At 24.3% G+C, this 16,995-nt stretch carries 21 protein-coding genes and 2 pseudogenes; 10 read left to right on the forward strand and 13 right to left on the reverse strand.

Annotated elements, in window-relative coordinates; all coding sequences use genetic code 4:
- Window positions 1–306 precede the first annotated feature (306 nt).
- Together ACQH23_RS11435 and ACQH23_RS11440 are read left to right on the forward strand one after the other, a co-directional pair.
- Window positions 307–2,481, forward strand: coding sequence for an ETX/MTX2 family pore-forming toxin (locus ACQH23_RS11435; RefSeq protein WP_425378412.1), 2,175 nt, complete (start codon window positions 307–309; stop codon window positions 2,479–2,481).
- A 31-nt stretch (window positions 2,482–2,512) separates the two neighbouring features.
- Window positions 2,513–2,980, forward strand: coding sequence for a hypothetical protein (locus ACQH23_RS11440; protein ID WP_425378413.1), 468 nt, complete (start codon window positions 2,513–2,515; stop codon window positions 2,978–2,980).
- Between the two features lie 54 nt (window positions 2,981–3,034).
- Here the strand turns inward: ACQH23_RS11440 and ACQH23_RS11445 are convergent.
- The 7 genes and pseudogenes from ACQH23_RS11445 to ACQH23_RS11475 form a co-directional block, all read right to left on the reverse strand.
- A pseudogene (locus ACQH23_RS11445) lies at window positions 3,035–5,231 on the reverse strand (spiroplasma phage ORF1-like family protein).
- Window positions 5,232–5,266: 35 nt separating this feature from the next.
- Window positions 5,267–5,503 carry a hypothetical protein gene (locus ACQH23_RS11450; protein ID WP_425378414.1) on the reverse strand — a complete coding sequence of 79 codons (237 nt, stop codon included), beginning with the start codon at window positions 5,501–5,503 and terminating at the stop codon, window positions 5,267–5,269.
- Window positions 5,503–5,883, reverse strand: coding sequence for a hypothetical protein (locus ACQH23_RS11455; protein WP_425378415.1), 381 nt, complete (start codon window positions 5,881–5,883; stop codon window positions 5,503–5,505). Before ACQH23_RS11455 ends, ACQH23_RS11450 begins: the two co-directional genes overlap by 1 nt.
- A 1-nt stretch (window position 5,884) precedes the next feature.
- Window positions 5,885–6,706 (reverse strand): hypothetical protein, encoded by an 822-nt coding sequence (locus ACQH23_RS11460; protein ID WP_425378416.1) that lies wholly within the window; start codon window positions 6,704–6,706, stop codon window positions 5,885–5,887.
- A 328-nt stretch (window positions 6,707–7,034) separates the two neighbouring features.
- Window positions 7,035–7,283, reverse strand: coding sequence for a hypothetical protein (locus tag ACQH23_RS11465; RefSeq protein WP_425378417.1), 249 nt, complete (start codon window positions 7,281–7,283; stop codon window positions 7,035–7,037).
- A gap of 186 nt (window positions 7,284–7,469) precedes the next feature.
- Window positions 7,470–7,673, reverse strand: coding sequence for a DUF2649 family protein (locus tag ACQH23_RS11470; protein WP_425378418.1), 204 nt, complete (start codon window positions 7,671–7,673; stop codon window positions 7,470–7,472).
- A gap of 461 nt (window positions 7,674–8,134) precedes the next feature.
- Entirely contained in the window at window positions 8,135–8,284 is a 150-nt protein-coding gene (locus tag ACQH23_RS11475) for a hypothetical protein (RefSeq protein WP_425378419.1), read from the reverse strand.
- A gap of 1,070 nt (window positions 8,285–9,354) precedes the next feature.
- Between ACQH23_RS11475 and ACQH23_RS11480 the strand changes: the two genes are divergently transcribed.
- Both ACQH23_RS11480 and ACQH23_RS11485 read left to right on the forward strand, forming a co-directional pair.
- Window positions 9,355–9,618, forward strand: a complete 264-nt coding sequence (locus ACQH23_RS11480) for a hypothetical protein (protein WP_425377654.1) — start codon at window positions 9,355–9,357, stop codon at window positions 9,616–9,618.
- A 260-nt stretch (window positions 9,619–9,878) separates the two neighbouring features.
- Window positions 9,879–10,475: a DDE-type integrase/transposase/recombinase gene (locus ACQH23_RS11485; protein ID WP_425378420.1), complete on the forward strand. Its 597-nt coding sequence runs from the start codon at window positions 9,879–9,881 to the stop codon at window positions 10,473–10,475.
- A 9-nt stretch (window positions 10,476–10,484) separates the two neighbouring features.
- Here ACQH23_RS11485 and ACQH23_RS11490 read toward each other — a convergent pair whose 3' ends face one another.
- Both ACQH23_RS11490 and ACQH23_RS11495 read right to left on the reverse strand, forming a co-directional pair.
- Complete coding sequence (locus ACQH23_RS11490; protein ID WP_425378421.1) at window positions 10,485–10,781, reverse strand: UPF0236 family transposase-like protein; 297 nt, start codon at window positions 10,779–10,781, stop codon at window positions 10,485–10,487.
- Window positions 10,782–10,826: 45 nt separating this feature from the next.
- A complete protein-coding gene (locus ACQH23_RS11495) occupies window positions 10,827–11,612 on the reverse strand; it encodes a UPF0236 family transposase-like protein (protein ID WP_425378422.1) in 786 nt (261 codons plus the stop codon).
- Between the two features lie 80 nt (window positions 11,613–11,692).
- On the opposite strand from ACQH23_RS11495, the pseudogene ACQH23_RS11500 reads away from it, so the two are divergent.
- A pseudogene (locus ACQH23_RS11500) lies at window positions 11,693–11,952 on the forward strand (transposase); the annotation flags it as partial.
- A gap of 30 nt (window positions 11,953–11,982) precedes the next feature.
- Here the strand turns inward: ACQH23_RS11500 and ACQH23_RS11505 are convergent.
- The 3 genes from ACQH23_RS11505 to ACQH23_RS11515 form a co-directional block, all read right to left on the reverse strand.
- Window positions 11,983–12,396 carry an HIT family protein gene (locus ACQH23_RS11505; protein WP_425378423.1) on the reverse strand — a complete coding sequence of 138 codons (414 nt, stop codon included), beginning with the start codon at window positions 12,394–12,396 and terminating at the stop codon, window positions 11,983–11,985.
- A gap of 167 nt (window positions 12,397–12,563) precedes the next feature.
- Window positions 12,564–12,833, reverse strand: coding sequence for a hypothetical protein (locus ACQH23_RS11510; protein ID WP_425378338.1), 270 nt, complete (start codon window positions 12,831–12,833; stop codon window positions 12,564–12,566).
- Between the two features lie 48 nt (window positions 12,834–12,881).
- The gene (locus tag ACQH23_RS11515) at window positions 12,882–13,121 is read right to left on the reverse strand and encodes a hypothetical protein (RefSeq protein WP_425378424.1); all 240 of its coding nucleotides are present in this window, start codon (window positions 13,119–13,121) and stop codon (window positions 12,882–12,884) included.
- A 984-nt stretch (window positions 13,122–14,105) separates the two neighbouring features.
- On the opposite strand from ACQH23_RS11515, the gene ACQH23_RS11520 reads away from it, so the two are divergent.
- From ACQH23_RS11520 to ACQH23_RS11535, 4 genes are read left to right on the forward strand one after another with little or no spacing between them, the layout of a single operon-like run.
- Entirely contained in the window at window positions 14,106–14,423 is a 318-nt protein-coding gene (locus tag ACQH23_RS11520; protein ID WP_425378425.1) for a hypothetical protein, read from the forward strand.
- A 9-nt stretch (window positions 14,424–14,432) separates the two neighbouring features.
- Entirely contained in the window at window positions 14,433–14,570 is a 138-nt protein-coding gene (locus ACQH23_RS11525) for a hypothetical protein (RefSeq protein ID WP_425378426.1), read from the forward strand.
- Window positions 14,571–14,613: 43 nt separating this feature from the next.
- Window positions 14,614–14,904 (forward strand): hypothetical protein, encoded by a 291-nt coding sequence (locus ACQH23_RS11530; protein ID WP_425377994.1) that lies wholly within the window; start codon window positions 14,614–14,616, stop codon window positions 14,902–14,904.
- On the forward strand, window positions 14,897–15,043 hold the full coding sequence (locus tag ACQH23_RS11535; protein WP_425377993.1) for a hypothetical protein: 147 nt from the start codon (window positions 14,897–14,899) through the stop codon (window positions 15,041–15,043). The genes ACQH23_RS11530 and ACQH23_RS11535 overlap by 8 nt, the downstream gene beginning before the upstream one ends.
- Window positions 15,044–15,373: 330 nt before the next feature.
- Here ACQH23_RS11535 and ACQH23_RS11540 read toward each other — a convergent pair whose 3' ends face one another.
- Window positions 15,374–16,324 carry an IS30 family transposase gene (locus tag ACQH23_RS11540; RefSeq protein ID WP_425377887.1) on the reverse strand — a complete coding sequence of 317 codons (951 nt, stop codon included), beginning with the start codon at window positions 16,322–16,324 and terminating at the stop codon, window positions 15,374–15,376.
- A gap of 143 nt (window positions 16,325–16,467) precedes the next feature.
- On the opposite strand from ACQH23_RS11540, the gene ACQH23_RS11545 reads away from it, so the two are divergent.
- Entirely contained in the window at window positions 16,468–16,980 is a 513-nt protein-coding gene (locus ACQH23_RS11545) for a lipoprotein (protein WP_425378427.1), read from the forward strand.
- The last annotated feature ends 15 nt before the right edge of the window (window positions 16,981–16,995 follow it).

The raw sequence follows: 16,995 nt of genomic DNA on the forward strand, positions 1-16,995 counted from the left end.
ACAAATACTTTACCTTATTGAATTACTTATTTCTCGCGTCAACACTTTTATTTGGCCAGTAAGGACCACCATCAAGTCATATTATTTGTTTTTATATGTCAACTTTACCTTGCTAAAATTATTTGAGAGCGCACACCCCTTCCCTTTTCTCTTTTCTGATAAAAAACATAGTTAATTAACCTAAATAACAAAACATTACTTATAATAAATTAATTATGTAGGGAATAGCTCTATTGATAAAAGGTATTAAAAGATATATAATTCATTTGTATTAAAATAAAAATATCTAAAAAAGGAAATAACAAAATGAAAAAATTACTTAGCTTATTAAGTGTATTAACAATTAGTATAAGCGCACTACCGACAGTAGTTGCAATAACCCCAAATAATCAAAGAGAAAAAAATAATCAACACAAAAATTTAAAACGAAATAAAAGAGAAAACATTCAAACATTAGAACAACAAAAAATTGTTATCACAACAAATGGCGATGTTTATTCTTCTGGTGTTGTTTTTAACAATAAACTATATTTTGGTTCACAAGATCGTAATGTCTATGAATATGACCCAGTAACAAACCAACAAAAAATTGTTATAACAACAAAAGATAAAATTTATTCTTCTGGTGTCGTTTTTAACAATAAACTATATTTTGGTTCAAAAGATAATAATGTTTATGAATATGATCCAATAACAAACCAACAAAAAATTGTTATTACAACAAATGGCGATGTTTATTCTTCTGGTGTCGTTTTTAACGATAAACTATATTTTGGTTCAGGAGATTATAAAGTTTATGAATATGATCCAATAACAAACCAACAAAAAATTGTTATTACAACAAATGGCTATGTTTATTCTTCTGGTGTTGTTTTTAACAATAAATTATATTTTGGTTCATGAGATTATAATGTCTATGAATATGATCCAGTAACAAAACAACAAAAAATTGTTATTACAACAAATAACGCTGTTTTTTCTTCTGGTGTTGTTTTTAACAATAAACTATATTTTGGTTCTACAGATCATAATGTCTATGAATATGATCCAATAACAAACCAACAAAAAATTGTCATTAGAACAAATGGCGATGTTCGTTCTTCTGGTGTTGTTTTTAACAATAAATTATATTTTGGTTCACGAGATAATAATGTCTATGAATATCCAGTTTTATATAATTTAGAAAATTTTATTAAAAAAAGACAATTAAATAAAATCAATAATAATAATGATAAATCGTTTTTGAATGAACTAAATTATTTATATCCCGAGTTAGATATTTCACAATTAGAAGTAATTAATAAAAAAAGAACATTTGTTACTATAAAAGCAAAAAATACAAGTGATAAATATTTTGGTGAAAAGAAAATTTATTTTAAAGTAGATAATGAAGATAGTAAAAATATTATTTTATATGATTTAATTAAAAAAGCAATCTTTTTTAAATTTAGAGATGATAACCCTAATTTAGAATTTTCAAAAATTAAAGATATTGATCTTAGTTATTTACAATATTCAAATATTGAATTAAAAGAAACACTTAAACCAAAAATTATTGTTTCTACTCCTATATCTAATTATTGTAGTGGGGATTCAATTTTAAGCAATAATACTTCGTTAATTCAAACAATAGAAACAAGGGAATGTACTGTATCTTATGACATAGAAAAAAGAATTCAGTTATCAAATGGTTTAATAAAATCTAAAAGTTTAGAACAAGGACAAACAACCGGAAGAGAACAAATGGCTTCTTCTAGTTCTAGTGTTTCGAAAACCAATACGAAGTCTTTAGAAGTTGTTGATGCTTTTGAAAACATTGATGTTAAACAATCATCAGAATCAAGTGGATGACATGCTGAACTTAGCATTAATGCCGATGCTTCATTTAATGTTGGTTTTGCTAGTGGCGGTGTTTCTACAACATATTCAGGTGGGTATAACAAAAATTCTGAAACTTCGCAAAGCAGTTCTTCTGGGCATACAAATTCTAAATCTATCGGGAATGTTGACAGTAATCAAAGAGAAGAAAGCAAAACCAACATTATAACAAATAATAATAGTAGTTCAAGTTTTAATTCTGCTTCAAAAAATATTAGTTTAGAAAAAACTGAATCAAACACTGGAACACAAACATTAAAATTTACATGACCTTCTCAAAAAATTAAAGTTAATCCAAATAAAAAAGTTATTGTTAATTTTATTATTAAAAAAATTACGGGTGAAATTGTTTTTGATTTAAAACAAGATATCAGTGGCGACATAATCGTTAAAATTAATAATAACAACAATGAAGAACAAACTATTGATTTTTCAATTGGAGAATTAATGCAAAAATTAATTAAATATAAACTTTTACCATCCCAAATTAGTATTAGTGAGTTTGATGAAAAAGATATTTATTTTGAAGGAAAAATCAGATTTTTAATTGAAAATTATCAACGAGAAGATATAAAATTGGGTAAAGAACAAAAATTAGATTAATAATAGTTTATCAGAAAGAAAACTATACAAAATGAAAAAAATATTATCGATCTTATCTATGATATCTTTATCTACTATAATATCAACCAATATTATTGCTTGTAAACCACCAAATATAAACAATAAAAATAACAAACCAATAAAACCTGAGTTTATACCACAACAACCACCAAAAAATAGTAATTGAAAATTGGTTGACAACCTAAATTTTATTAATTATAAAGTTGATAATAAATGATATATTGCAATTTTTAAAAATTATACAAAAAATTGATATATTGTTAATTTTTTAAATGATAGTAAAAATGATAAAATTTTAGGTGAATTTTGTTTTGATGGTATTTGTCAAAATATTTATTTATCTAGTCTTAGAAATTTTTTTAAACGTGGTGATATAAAAACAATTTATCAATGAAATAATATTAATAATTCAAATACACCTCAAATAAACAACAACACTGGTGAAATTACAAACTGAAATGAAAAAATAGAATCTTAACATGAATACGTAAAGAAAATTTTACATATTCATGTTAAGATTCTATTTTTCTTTCTAAAACATTCTTATAAATTTCATAAAGATAATTAATAAAAATGTATTGGTAATAACAATATAAAAATCTAAATTAAATTTTCATATTTCAAATGTTTGGGCAAAAAAATTATATGTCGTTTGAAATAATTTCCCTACCCCACTGGCTAACTCGTTGGCTTGTTTAACGCCTGGTATATTATTGACAATTCATATCGCCCCATTTTTGATATGACAAACCATATCGTATCACTTACAATTTTCAATTTGTTCATTTCATCATTGTCCTGTTGGTTTATCAACAAGACTTGTTAAATCTTTTCAGTTATAAATCCCAAAATTAAAATCATAGTAATGGTAAAATTCATTTTCTTTTTGAGCTTGTAATTCAAAAACACCATACCCTACTTTTTGAATTGATAAATTTTTAACTCGTAATGGATAAGTAACTGTTCTATCATAAAACAAATAATCAGACGTACTATTAACTTTAAAATTATTAAAAACAGAATAATCAAAGTTAAAAACTCGCCCATACTTTGTTTGATAAAATTTATTAGCATGTGATGAATAAATTTTGACATCTAAATTTTTATATTTATCAGAAAAATAAAAATACTTTGGAAAAATTTTAAAACCATTACTTACTAACAATCCAAATTTTTTATTATATCCTTGAATATAAGTTTCACCTTCTAAATCAAACAGTACTCGTAAATAATTTTTATAAAAGTCATTCATAATTTTAAAACTACTATTCAAAAGATTTTTTCATTTTAATTTAAAATTTATTTTTTCTTGTTCACTATTTAAATTTTTTAAACTAACAACTGATAAAAAACTATCTACTTTCAGTCCTAAAAAATTTACCACCACTGTATCATAAGTTAAAAAATCTAAATAACTTGCTTCCATAAATGCTCCGCGATTTGTAAACATTGGCATTAATGCATTTGAAAAAAATTGTTTTAAAAAAGCATTAATATCAATTAACCCATTTAATTCTTCCATTATAATTTTATTTTGCTTTTGATAAAGATAATTTTCAATTTTAAAATCTCATAATGCATTTCGTTTTTCGTCAAGCAAATAACTTTGCATAAAACTAAAATTAAAATTTAATTTATCATTATCATATTGGTCATTTACATAATGTATTAATGTTTAAATTACCTGCTCGGATAATTTGCTCCTTATTGATTGTTAAAATCATTCGATAGACCACTTTTTTCTTTTCATCAACTTCATCAATAATTTCAAAATCAAAAATTATTCGTTGCGTTCCGTCAACATCTAACCTTTCATAATTAGCACTACCACCTTGCTCTACTCTAATATTTTCTTTTATTACTTCATCAAAAATATTAAATAAAAAACTTCGTTCATCACCAGATTCTCAATCTATAATTTCACCAGTGTTGTTGTTTATTTGAGGTGTATTTGAATTATTAATATTATTTCATTGATAAATTGTTTTTATATCACCACGTTTAAAAAAATTTCTAAGACTAGATAAATAAATATTTTGACAAATACCATCAAAACAAAATTCACCTAAAATTTTATCATTTTTACTATCATTTAAAAAATTAACAATATATCAATTTTTTGTATAATTTTTAAAAATTGCAATATATCATTTATTATCAACTTTATAATTAATAAAATTTAGGTTGTCAACCAATTTTCAATTATCTTCATTAAATTTTACTTGTTCTAAATTTTTAATACTTTGTTGCATTTTTCTTGCATTACCAGAACCATCATATTTTAAAAAATATGTATACATAAAATTTGTTAAATCTTTTAAGAAAAATTTTTTATCAACATTATAAAATCGATCTAACTTATATTGTTTAACATAATTATCTCAATTATGATATACCTCTAAAAATTTCTCACTTGGTTTATCAAACACAATTCCAGAGGCATAACTGTCTTTTAAAAAATCTAGATATCAATTTTCATTATAAGTTAATGATTTTGATGTTTTTAAAGTTGGATTAACAAAATAATTGGTATCACTTCAATTTTCAAAAAAACTGCTGCGTAAAAACATTGTATTAATAAAATCTTCTTCCTTAATTTCAAAATTACTACTTCGCTTTTGTCGATTAACATTTTGAATATGTGTCTCACTCGCTTTTAACGGCTTTAAAGCCGTTAAACCACAAAAAGGGATAAAATTATAGTAATGAAAATTATTATAATCGCTCATAAGCCGCTTAATGACTTTCTAATTTTATTAACCTCCTAACTATATAATGTTTTTGAAATAATAAATCCAACAAGATAAATTCCTGAAACCGTTTGCATAACTTGATGCGAAAACAAAACGGCCAACTTACCAATTGCTTTTAACAATCAATCATTCGAACTATATAAATCCATAATAATATTTGTGGCACCAGATAACTGATTAATAAGGACCGTAATAAATCCAGTACCAAATATCGCCACAGCAACAACTAATAAAATCAATTTAATCATTATCTAATACCTCTCTTAATCTTTACTTGCGCTCTAATATTTTGTCTTTTAACTTCTTTTTTTGCCTGTTGTTTATTACTATTTTGATAAGCCTTTTTACCTACACTAATCCCTTTTCTAACAGTTGATGAATATACTTTTGATACACCACTTTTAACAGTTGAACCTAAGTCGTTATAATTAGTTGCTGTGCCATTAACAGCATAAATTGATAATTCAATAATCATCGTAAAAACCAAAATATAAAAAAGCGAAACATTAGTTAAAGGTAATTTTATTGCCATAATCAAATCAAAAATATCCATAAAACAACCAATCACAAATGAAAAAACATTACTTCACGGATCACCACTAACTTGTTCGACTAAAAAATTAATCATCTTATTTTTTTCCTTTCTGATATTTTGCTTTTTCTTTGTTTGGTTGTAAATTTTCTTTTAAAATATCAATATCGAATAAAGCTAACCGTTGCTTATTAGTTAATTTAACAATGTCCGTTCAAAAATACTCTTTTTTATTAACAACTTCATCATTTTTTAAATCACGGACAAAACTTAATCAATAGCTATCATACTTATTGGCATATTCTAACGGAATAATAATTTTAAAAAACCGCACCCCTAAACTATCGCTTGATTTATAACGTGTTCGTTTACCATCCGCCAAGCGTTCCACTGATTTTTCTTTTCACGCTTGATAATCAACAACATCTTGAAAAAAAGCCAACTTTAAAATAAAACACTGATTAAAAATTGCCAAAAACTTTTTATTATTTCGCAGCGGTTTTTTTAACGCTAACGGAATAAAAATCCCATTGGCTAAATTACGAATATTATTTCATAACATTCCTTCGCGTTGAGCGGTAAATATTCCTCTATTTTTAAATTGTCGTGCTAAAACAATTCACGGATTTTTACCAGCATGCTTTGCTTTTTCTTTATCGGGACTTGTCCCATCCAAATATAAAAAACTTTCATCAAATAAAATTAAACTATCGTCCGGTGGCACTAATTTTTTGCGATCCTTAAAATCTAAATTATTAAAAGTTAAAACTTTAACCGTCTCATCGGCAATCGGATAATTACTATAAATATTTTCCGCTAACAATTTCATAACTTGTGATAAATAAGTTAACAACAATGTTTTTCCCGTTCCTAACTTACCAACAATAATTGATAACGGACAATCTCACACCAGCCGCACTAACTTAAAAGTGTTACATTGATAAACAATATGCTTGTATAATCAAAAAATAAAATAACCACCTTGTAAAGCAAATAAACAATAAAAAACAAATCCTTGTTGAAACTTTAATGATAATAGAAAAACACTACTATAAATTAAGTTTCAAAACAGCAAAGACAAATTTATATAACAAAAATTTTTTATCATAAATAATAATTTTAATATTTTCAATTGTCTTCTCATTTGCCTTTTATTTTTCATTTTTAATTAACTCCTTTTTAAATTATTAAATTATCCTTTTATAGTTTTGTCTCCCCATAAATTTAATTCCTAAAAAATGTTATAGTTAACTTGAATAAAAAATATAAAATAGAAAGGAATTAATCATAAAATATGATAAAAGAATTCTTAAAATTTTTTTAAAATACGGATGACCAATCATAGAACTAATTGGTTTTATAATAAATCCATTTAGAAAAGCATTTTTAGTATTAGATTGTTTAATATGAATAGGTAACAATATTCCTACAATAATAATTGGAAACATACTATGAACAATAATAATACTTGGTTTCATAACTAAATTATTAATCATTCCACTCTTAAAAAAATATTTTTTTAAATTTATGAAGAGAAAAAACTATAAAAAGATTTAATTTAACTAATAAATCATCGTTTATAACGCATTGAAATAACGTTAATAACATAACCAGTAAATAAAAACAATTAAATTAATGCAAATAAGAAATCAAAATTTTTTATCTTCCATTTTTTATGTTCTTTAAAACATTCGTAAGAATTTAAAAGTCATTCATAAGACAAATCATGTTAAAAACAAAATTACAATTCAAACACCAATCATGCAAACAAAATAATTGGTTTGCGTTAAAGATCTTGCCAGAAACTTTTCAATTTGGGTTTGATTAATAAATAAGAAAATATTGACAAATAACTTCTGTAATTGTTCTCAATGTTGATTTATCATCGACTACTAACCATTTTAAAAATTAAACAAATAACTTTTAAAAACAAACCAAAGAATAAAATGATAAACAACACAAAAGAGATTGTATATAAAAACTCCGGCGCGTCTTTTCCGACGATATAAGCAACAAATTGAACTCAATATTGATATAAACTCATTTAATTAATTAACCTTCCTTATTAATGCCTAATATAACGCTAGAGGGATATAAAAAATCCCCTGGCAAGTTATTAACGATTAAATCTAAAAATTCGCATAATAAAGCTGAAAATTCAAGTTAATATAGCGAAGCCAATTGGAATTAAAATAACCCAAACTTCGCCCATGAATGACATCATTTCAGGCATTATATTATATAAAGCCATCTTTGATTTGGATCATCGCTTTACCAATGCCTTTAAACATCGTCATAACGCCATCACCGACTGTTTTAGTAGCAACTACCTCTGTTAATAAGTTCATTATTTGTTAACCTCCTTTACGTTATTTTGTTGTTCTAATCACAACTTTTCTTTCTTAATCTTTTTAATTTCAATTACGCGCCGATATATCGACAAACCAATTGAAACTAAACTAGCAATTGTAATAGTCACAAAAAATATTCATGCCACTCACGACATTGATATTCCTTCTTTCTAAGGGTATAAATTTTATACACCTAAAATATCATGCTTAATTATTTTTCCTTTTTAATTTCAGCAATATTATTAATATGTTCTAAAATTACTTTTACTTTTTCAAAACCATATTTCTGATATAAAGTTTTCAAAATATAAAAATCTTTGCTATTCATAATAAACCTCCATAATGAAAAATAATAAAATAAATTGCATAAATACAAATTAAACATATCAATCAGTTAATATAATTTTTTAATCAATATTATTTCTCTAAAATAAAATATAATAAAAAATTAAACTTATAACTAATATTAATATTTACTCGAACTTCAAATTGTATTTATAACAATTTAAATATTAAGAATTACTTATAAGTTTAATTTTTATTAAACATATATAAAACTTAACAATATAATTATAACATAAATAAAAAAATACTAATTGAAGTTCGAGTAAAATTAGTATTTTTATGTCATTATTTGCATAAAAAGTTTCTTATGCATTTAAATTATAACACCAAAAACAACATATAAAATATAAACCAAAAAAACTCACTTCGCTCGTTTTTGCTTCGCAAAACAACATTATTTTACTTTACCTTATTCAGATAAATAAAAAAAGCACGACATAAATGTCCCTGTGCAATTTTTTATTTCCCCTATTTTTTTCTATTTTATTTTTTTAAAAATATTTATTTTTTTTAAAACTATTTACTATTTTATTTTTTTATACTATAATATATTTAATTAAGAAAACTTAAATTTATAAGTAATTCTTAATATTTAAATTGTTATAAATACAATTTGAAGTTCGAGTAAATATTAATGTTAGTTATAAGTTTAATTTTTAAAAAAATTAAAAAAACTAAAAAATAATATTTACGCGGATTAACTGTACTAATAACAATCATCCGTTTTTTATTTATTAAAAAACATAAACAACTTCATATCTAAGTGAATAAACACTATAAAAAAGCCGGCCGAGGCAATGTAGACTGCACCCAAAAAAGTAAGTAAAGAAAAAAAGTCTTTGCTAAACTTTTAAAGGAGGTGCATTTTTATATGGCAAGAAAAGGACAAAAATTTAATAAATATACAGCAGATTTTCGAAAAAGGATAGGACAAGAGGTTAAAAATAATAGTATAAGTTTTATTGCAAAAAAATATGCAATTAATAAAAAAACTGTTGCTTCATGGTATGAAAATTTTAAGAAAGGAATTTTAAACACCAATAAAGGTCCAAAAGAATCATTTGAAAAAAGAGATTTAAACTATTACAAAGTTAGGTATGAATTACTAAAAAAGCTTCATGACTTTTACAATTAAATAAAAGAAAAATTGTATTTTTTATAAAAGAAAACCTTAATAAATATCCACTAAATTTATTACTTGATATAACAGATTTAAAGCGTAGTTATTGAGATAAATATAAAAATTATTCAAGTAATGGTAAGGATAGTGAACCATTAAAGAATATTGTAAAAGTCTATGAAGAAAATTTTAAACAATTTGGTTATCGTCGAATTACCAAATATTTAAAAGAAGATTATGGCATTGTTTATAATGCTAAGAAAGTATTACGAATTATGAAAGAAAATAATATTCAAGCTGAATATGTAAAGCGTATGCGTAGAAAAATATTAATAAAACAAAATAGAAATAAAAATATAATTAAATATCCTGATTTAGTAAATCGTAATTTTAATGATATTAAAGAAAGATTTTCAATTTTATTTACTGATGTAACTTATTTAATTTGAAATGGTAAAAAACATTATCAATCAACAATAATTGATGGATATACTAAAGAAATTATTGATGTAAAATGATCAAAATTTAATAATAACAAACTTGTAATTGATAATTTAAATGCTGCAATTAATAAAATTAAAAAAATAAAAAAAGAGCTAAATAAAACAATAATTCATTCAGATCACGGATATCAATATACATCTAAAGATTATAATAGTAAATGTTTAGATAACAAAATTATAATTTCAATGGGTAAAAATTATCATTGTGCAGACAACATTATTATTGAAAGTTTTCATTCATTACTTAAAAAAGGAACAATCCATAATAAAAATTATAAATCTCATAATGAATATATTAATGATGTTAAAAAATGAAATAAATGATATTCAAACCAAAAAGAAAAAGATATAATAAATGAAAGTTTGTAAACCTTTTTATTAATACTTACTAAACAGGGTGCAGTCTATTCTTAAATAATTAGATATTTCTTGTAACTTTCCTTTCGCTTCTTCGGTTTTAACAAGCTGATAAGCTCATTCAAGGTATTTTGTAACCTTGTTTCAGTTTAATTTTAGAATTGCTTTTCTAATTTTATTAAATAAATAACGTTTATAATATCGTGGACCACGGAGACAATCTTTAATTTTTTTAATAACATGGAAACGATCAATGATAAATTCAACATTGATGTGTTTTTCAACCGTTGAAATATATTGTGCACCATCACCAAGCACAATAATTTTAGCTGTCTCGGGTGATTCATAATTTAAGTTAATAAATTATTTAATTCCTTGTCAGTATTTTTTAGAGTTAATTTTTTTAACTTCATTAGTCATTGTTACTAGAAATTTGACATTATGCATTGTTTTTCGTATTGTTTTAGGATCTTTATAACCAGTATGAAAGACGGTTAAACGGATTCTTTTCTTAATTTTTAATCGTTTTTTGATTTGATAACTAATGGCATTGCGATATGCTTCATCGGTTTCAATATAAATAACCCCATCGTGTTTTAGTTTTGTATCTGGTTCATCTAGCATTAGTTCTAACAAATGTTTAATATCAAACCGTTTAATAAGGTTAAAAATTGTTTTTTTTGTTATGTTAGCATTCCGATACATATTACAAATATCTTGATAACTAAAATTTATGCCTAATTTGCTGATTATTTCTAACGAAAAATCATAATCAAGTCGCTGATAACTTTCAATCCCTAATTGAATATCAAGTAAAAAGACCGTTTTTGGTTTTTTTGCCACTTGAAATTCTGGTTTTAAGATATATTTTCGTCGTTTAAAAGTAACTTCACCATTATGAAAAACCAAAGTTCGTTGATAAAATCCTTTTGGAATATAACGTGCTTTCCGTCAGTCCTTATTAAAAATATAGTTATCAATATATTCAAAAATATTTTTAAATAGTATTCAAGCTTCAGAACTAATTTCATTGTTTAAATAGGATAATAGTGCTGTAATAGGGATATTGGGGCTAATTTCATTAATTAAATCAATAAAAGAGTTATTATTTTCGTTTAAAAACTCTTGGATTCTATTTATAATATTCATAGGATAGTTTTCTTTCTAATTTTTTTCAAACTTAATTATACTGAAAACTTTCTTTTTTATTTTCCCCAACTTTGGCAACGCAATCTAAAGAATTTAGCAAGTAAAAAAACTTGAAAATATTTGTAAAATAAAAGTTTATTTTACTGATTCTGGTTGTCCTGGCCAAAGAGGATTAAATGAAAATAATAATGGAATTTTGAGACGAAGTTTACCAAAAGGAATAGATTTATCGATATTTTTTCAAGATGACTTAAATAAAATAGCATTGAAAATAAATTCAATGTCAAGAAAATCATTAAATTATAAAAATTCATTGAATTTAATACAAAATATTCAATAAAATGTCCCAAATATATTTACAATTCAGGTATTATAAAGTTAATGTTGTTTGGATTGCTGCTAAATCAATTAATTTTCCTTGGTCAACATTAAGTTTAAAACTATATCCTTCATCCTTTTGATATTTTGGAATAATGTGTAGATGATAGTGAAAAACTTTTTGAAAAGCTTCATTTTTTTCATTACTAACATAATTGATACCAGCTGGTTTTAAGGCTTGATACATTTTTTGAGCAATTAGTTTGCCAACTTTAGCAACCTCTGCTAAATATTCGTCATCAGTGACACTATAATATTCAAAATGTTTTTTCGGAATTACTAAGGTATGACCATCACTATTTGGGGAGGCATCTAAAAAAGCATAGACAAGGTCATTTTCATAAATTTTTTTACTTGGTTTTTTTTGGGCAATAATGTCACAAAAAAGACAATTACTTTCGTTCATATTAATTTCAGCTCCTTATATAATTAACTATAACAAACTTATGTTGAAAAAGAAGAGTGGATTGTAGACTGCACCCTGTTTAGTAAGTGTTAATAAAAAGGTTTACAAACTTTTATTTATTAGGGGTAGCGTGTAAAATGTTGGGGAAAAGTTTTCAGCATTAAGTTCTAATAATAATTATAAACTATTTTCTTTAAAAGAGTTTTAGTATTTGATAATGTAGAAGCGGTGAATATTGGTAAGTTATATTGTTTAACTTCTGGATTATTCATCTTTTTAAATATTCATCTTCAAGTAATTTGTTCATTTTTTACTTGAAGATTTTTAATTTCTGTTAGTTCTTGAAAGGGATTAATCCCATTAGCTGTCAATTGTTTTAATAACATTACTTTGTAAATCGTTTTTTCATTAAATATTTTTGGTTTTGAACGAAACATTACTTTAATAATTCGAGCAATATAACTTTCAATGCGACAACCAATATTTTATTGATATTCTCATTTTTTAATTGCTCCATAGTATGTTCTTAAATAATTAGATATTTCTTGTAACTTTCCTTTCGCTTCTTCGGTTTTAACAAGCTGATAAGCTCATTCAAGGTATTTTGTAACATTGTTTCAGTTTAATTTTAGAATTGCTTTTATAATTTGGCATCGTGTACGATGAACCTCCAAAAAACAACTCTTGTTAAATAAAAAGGGTTGTTTTTTTATTTGTAAACCCATAATTATTAATTAATTCAGAGAAAGGGCAGCATCTTAAATTATTAAAATAGAAACTTTTTATCGCAACTTTTTCATTAACTTAAAGTTGTTTACACATTTATTAAATATCTTATAAATCTTTACAAAGTGTACCTTTTTTTCTCCAATTTTAAGGTGTTGTCCTTTCTCTGTTTTAGTTAATTAATTTGGCTAATAAATGAAAAAACTTAATATTAAAGGAAGGAGTAAGTAATGGAAATTAATACGCAACAAACAATCTGTGATGTTGATAATTGCTATAAATCAATATCATTCATTACCGAATAATTTTTATCAAATAAAGTTTTATGAACTTGTGAAAAACATAAAGATTTATTAAATCGTACAAAAGATAAAAAAACGCGGTTTTATAAAAAATTAGAAAATTCAAAAATTATCTTTGATTGAGAAACTGGTTCTTTTAAACTTTGATTTTATAAAACAACTTAATGCAGTGTGGGACGGTTATTTTAAATAACTAAGTGCTTCCATAAGAACGTGAGTTTAAGCTCATTCCCACAGCCAGCCGAGGCAAGTACTGAAATAGTGTATGAGGAAATATGTAAATCGGCGCTGGTTATATTTAAACTAAGCGATAGTCGTGATAAGTGCAAGGTCAACATCGAACGACAATAAAAATAGAGATGGCCACTTTATAAATAAATTTGCGATATATATTGTCCCATAGAGGATGGCAGCGGTTCTACAAACCACAAAGCCAGCACTTGGCTCTTCAAGGTGCAAGTGAATTTATTTTAAAAACTGAACGTTTTGACCTGAAATGGTGCGGATGAAGAGAGAGAATTCTCTGGCTTTACCTCATAAAAACAACTGTCTATTATCTAATAATAAACAAATATTAAATATATTATCGCCACCGCTCACCCCCAGTGAAGCGGATGGCGTAGTAAATAAATAGATAAATACTTATATAACTAATTCTCGCTTTGACACTTTCACTTGGGAGTGAGTGCCAGCGAATTAAAAATAGGAGGAAATATAATGGAATATAAAAGTTTGTATATTAATAAAACTTGAAATGAAATAACAACATTATTTGATTGAGTGAATTGTCAACCTGTTAATTGTCGTATTTCTCATCATAAAAATCATTATGATTTGCAATGTTTAGAATGGGCAAAAATGTATTTAAATTTATTTGAAGATAAATGAGACGTTATTGCTTCTTATATGCAACATTACAAAATTAACGATATTTTAGATTTAGCATCAGATGGTTGAAAAATATTACAAATTGAGAAAAAAATCAATCAAATAATTTAGGAGGTTTATATGAAAAAGTTAAATAAAATTTGTCTTAAACAAAGATATTGAGGTTATTGTTTTCATAAAGAATGCAATAAAGAAAATAAATTGAATGAATTAATGCTTAAAAGTTATTCAGTATCACAAGAAGATATTACTGATTAACATTGAGCATTAAACAATAAAAATAATTAGGAGGAATAAGAAAATGTCATATTGTATTAGTGATTACTTAAATGAAAAATGAATTAATAATAACGCATTAAAAATTAGTAATAAAGATATTATTTATGCACAAATTGATAGTGACTATGATATGAGTTGAGAATTAAATTTATATCTTAAATTTGGTAATGAAGAGCGACATGTAGGTAATATTTCATTGCCAAAAGATTTTGATTTAAATTTAAAATGATATGAAATTGATGAGGTTAAAAGTTTAATAGATGATTATTTAGAAGATGAAGAAGCAGACTACGAAGTGATAAATTATGAATAATATGTGAAAAGATGAAAGTGGTTATGTTTATAGCGAAGAAGATTTATTTAATATCGCATTAGAAGAATGTTATTCAGAAGAGACTGCTTACGAATATATTGATAATTTAATAAGTGAAATGGATTTGGAGGAAATTTAATTATGGCAGATTTAAAGTTAAATAATCAAATTAAAAATATTACCTATCCATTTTATTTAAAAGGTAATGATTTTAAATAATTAAGTTTAAAAGCATTACAGATTAAAAATTGAATTGATAATCACGGTAAAGAATTAGCAGAGTTTATCTATCGTCATCTTAATCATTGTGCATTAAATGGTTATCAAGATATACATTTAAAAGATATACCCAGTGCTATTAGTAAAATTGATTTTGTTTTTAGAGAACCATTAGAATTAATAAAAGATTTTAAAGATGAAGTAAATCGAATTAGAGTTAATATTAGCCAAATTGTAAAGTTAAGTGCAACTAAATTATTTTTCTAACCAAATATTCGATTGGCGAAAGATAATTTAGTATTTTTCTTGGTCTTTGGTTTAAAGACAATATAAATTTATGAACTGCATTTTTAGTAGTATTTGAAAAATTAAATTTTTTAGGAAATTTTTCTCTAATTAAACCATTAGTATTTTCATTAGTACCTCTTTGTCAGGGTGAATATGCATTAGCAAAATAAATTTTCACATTTAAATTTTTTTCAAGTTGTTGTCAATTAGCAAATTCTTTACCACGATCAAATGTTATAGTCTTAACAAGATTATTTGGAAGAATTGATAAATAATGGCTAATATTTTCGTTAATAACTTTAGTAGTTCTATTTTCAACTAATATTGCTAAAGTAAATCTTGATGTTCTTTCAACTAAAGTTATTAAACATGATTTACTTTTACCTCGTGATGATACTACGGTATCACCTTCTCAATGACCAAGAGTTACGCGATTATTAACATTAGCATTTCGTTCTTTAATTGATTTACCATTAAATTTACCCCGATTTTCTTGATATTTTCGTTTCTTACCTTTTCTTCTTAAATTTTTATTAGTAACTTTTTCAAGTAATCCAGAATAAATTCAATTGTAAATTGTTTTAAAACTAATAATTCATTCTTTATGAAAATTTTTAATTCTGCCATAAATTTGTTCGGGTGATCAACCTAATAATAATTTTTGTTGTACATATTTTACTAATTCTCTATTTTTAAACTTATGAAAATAAATATGTGATTGTTTTCTATTTTCTGCTTTATTTTGTGCAATTAATGAAAAATAATGATTATTATCTTTATTTCTATTAACTTCTCGAATAATAGTACTAATACTTCGATTAAGATTTTTAGCTATTTCACTAATTTTTATTTTAAACTTCAATTGATTCTCAATATAAATTCTTTCATCTATGCCAAGATGTTTATATCCCATATAAAAACTCCTTGCTTTATTTTTTCTAAAATAAACTTAGCATCATAAAATTTTTATATGATATTTTTTGCAATTTTATTTACTTGCACTTACAAGTATAATTCAGCTAACAAATAAAATTATATAAAAAAGAAAGGATAAATATGAAAAAAATACTAAATATTTTATGATCAATCACTTTAATAGGAACAAGTACAACAAGTTTATTTGCTTGTAATACACCACAATATAGTGAAGAAAAATTAAAAGAACAAAAAGAAAAAAACAAAATAAATACTGCTAACCAAGAAATCAGAGACAATTTAGAATGAATAGCGCCACAAGAAAAACCATTTAATGAAGTTGATAATAAATGATATTATGTAGTATGACGTGGTGATGAAAAATTAGATTTAAAAATTGCCAAGTTTCAAAACAAAAAAGAACAAAGGTTAATAAAATTTGATGAACAAAATAAATATTATATTAAAATTGGACAATATAATGGGGGTTTTGATATTTCTATAAATCAATATCCATCTAGTGTACAAACATTAAAACCTTGACAAAAATATAATAAAAATTATTTTAAATCTGTTTATCGTTGAAATTTAGATACACAAGAACCTGATTTAATTTTAGATGATAGTGGTAATGTAAAAGTTAATGGAGAATAGGAAAAGAGATATTAA

Origin of the sequence: Spiroplasma endosymbiont of Polydrusus pterygomalis (assembly GCF_964030635.1) — a bacterium.
Lineage (GTDB): Bacteria > Bacillota_I > Bacilli_A > Mycoplasmatales > Mycoplasmataceae > Spiroplasma.